Source organism: Rhodococcus sp. 24CO, assembly GCF_050586165.1.
GTDB lineage: Bacteria > Actinomycetota > Actinomycetes > Mycobacteriales > Mycobacteriaceae > Rhodococcus_F.
On sequence record NZ_JAZFNF010000049.1, the window covers coordinates 1 to 2431 of the forward strand.

Sequence of the window (2431 nt, forward strand, 5' to 3'; positions counted from 1 at the left end):
AGTGGCATGCTCTAGACCCGAAGCGGAGTGATCTACCCATGGCCAGGTTGAAGCGACGGTAAGACGTCGTGGAGGACCGAACCCACTTAGGTTGAAAACTGAGGGGATGAGTTGTGGGTAGGGGTGAAAGGCCAATCAAACTCCGTGATAGCTGGTTCTCCCCGAAATGCATTTAGGTGCAGCGTCGCGTGTTTCTCACCGGAGGTAGAGCTACTGGATGGTCTAGGGGGCCCACAAGCTTACCGAAATCAGCCAAACTCCGAATGCCGGTGAGTGAGAGCGCGGCAGTGAGACTGCGGGCGATAAGGTTCGTAGTCGAGAGGGAAACAGCCCAGATCGCCAGCTAAGGTCCCTAAGCGTGTACTAAGTGGAAAAGGATGTGGGGTCGCGAAGACAACCAGGAGGTTGGCTTAGAAGCAGCCACCCTTGAAAGAGTGCGTAATAGCTCACTGGTCAAGTGATCCTGCGCCGACAATGTAGCGGGGCTCAAGTACACCACCGAAGCTGCGGCATTCACGCAATAGCCCCCCTTCACTCTGCGGAGTGTTGGGCAGGTGTGTGGATGGGTAGGGGAGCGTCGTGTGGCCATGGAAGCGGCAGGGTGACCTAGCCGTGGAGGCCACACGAGTGAGAATGCAGGCATGAGTAGCGAAAGACGAGTGAGAAACTCGTCCGCCGAATGACCAAGGGTTCCTGGGCCAGGTTAATCCGCCCAGGGTGAGTCGGGACCTAAGACGAGGCCGACAGGCGTAGCCGATGGACAACGGGTTGATATTCCCGTACCCGTGTGAACGCGCCCATGGTGAATCAGTGATACTAACCGTCCTGAAGCCACGAGAAGACCTTCGGGTCTCGAGTTGGTGGATGCACGGGACCTGATCTGGTAGTAGCCAAGCGATGGGGTGACGCAGGAAGGTAGCTGGGCCGGTCAGTGGTAATACCGGTGTAAGCGTGTAGGGCGTGACCTAGGCAAATCCGGGTCGCATATAAGCCTGAGACGTGATGCGTAGCCGATTGAGGCGAATTCAGTGATCCTATGCTGCCGAGAAAAGCCTCTAGCGAGCTTTCACACGGCCCGTACCCCAAACCGACACAGGTGGTCAGGTAGAGAATACTAAGGCGATCGAGATAACTATGGTTAAGGAACTCGGCAAAATGCCCCCGTAACTTCGGGAGAAGGGGGGCCCTGTCTGGTGACGACATTTACTGTCTGAGCTGGGTGGGGCCGCAGAGACCAGTGAGAAGCGACTGTTTACTAAAAACACAGGTCCGTGCGAAGTCGTAAGACGATGTATACGGACTGACGCCTGCCCGGTGCTGGAAGGTTAAGAGGACCGGTTAGTTCCTTCGGGAGCGAAGCTGAGAATTTAAGCCCCAGTAAACGGCGGTGGTAACTATAACCATCCTAAGGTAGCGAAATTCCTTGTCGGGTAAGTTCCGACCTGCACGAATGGCGTAACGACTTCTCAGCTGTCTCAACCGTAGACTCGGCGAAATTGCATTACGAGTAAAGATGCTCGTTACGCGCGGCAGGACGAAAAGACCCCGGGACCTTCACTACAGCTTGGTATTGGTGTTCGGTTCGGTTTGTGTAGGATAGGTGGGAGACTGTGAAACGGTGACGCCAGTTATCGTGGAGTCGTTGTTGAAATACCACTCTGATCGAATTGGACCTCTAACCTCGGACCATGATCTGGTTCAGGGACAGTGCCTGGTGGGTAGTTTAACTGGGGCGGTTGCCTCCCAAAATGTAACGGAGGCGCCCAAAGGTTCCCTCAGCCTGGTTGGCAATCAGGTGTCGAGTGCAAGTGCACAAGGGAGCTTGACTGTGAGACTGACAGGTCGAGCAGGGACGAAAGTCGGGACTAGTGATCCGGCACCGGCAAGTGGAAGCGGTGTCGCTCAACGGATAAAAGGTACCCCGGGGATAACAGGCTGATCTTCCCCAAGAGTCCATATCGACGGGATGGTTTGGCACCTCGATGTCGGCTCGTCGCATCCTGGGGCTGGAGTAGGTCCCAAGGGTTGGGCTGTTCGCCCATTAAAGCGGCACGCGAGCTGGGTTTAGAACGTCGTGAGACAGTTCGGTCTCTATCCGCCGCGCGCGTAAGAAACTTGAGGAAGGCTGTCCCTAGTACGAGAGGACCGGGACGGACGAACCTCTGGTGTGCCAGTTGTTCCGCCAGGAGCACCGCTGGTTAGCTACGTTCGGAAGGGATAACCGCTGAAAGCATCTAAGCGGGAAGCCTGTTCCAAGATGAGGTTTCTCACCCCCTCGAGGGGGTAAGGCCCCCGGCAGACCACCGGGTTGATAGGCCAGAACTGGAAGTACAGTAATGTATGCAGGTGACTGGTACTAATAGGCCGAGGACTTACCACAAAGAAGCTACGCGTCCACTGTGCGGTATCTGAAACAACACACAGATACCTT

The 2431-nt window shown here is 55.7% G+C and carries 1 rRNA gene; it reads left to right on the forward strand.

The features are described from left to right. Window positions 1-2380, forward strand: a 23S ribosomal RNA gene (locus V2B23_RS30735); the annotation flags it as partial. Between the last annotated feature and the right edge of the window lie 51 nt (window positions 2381-2431).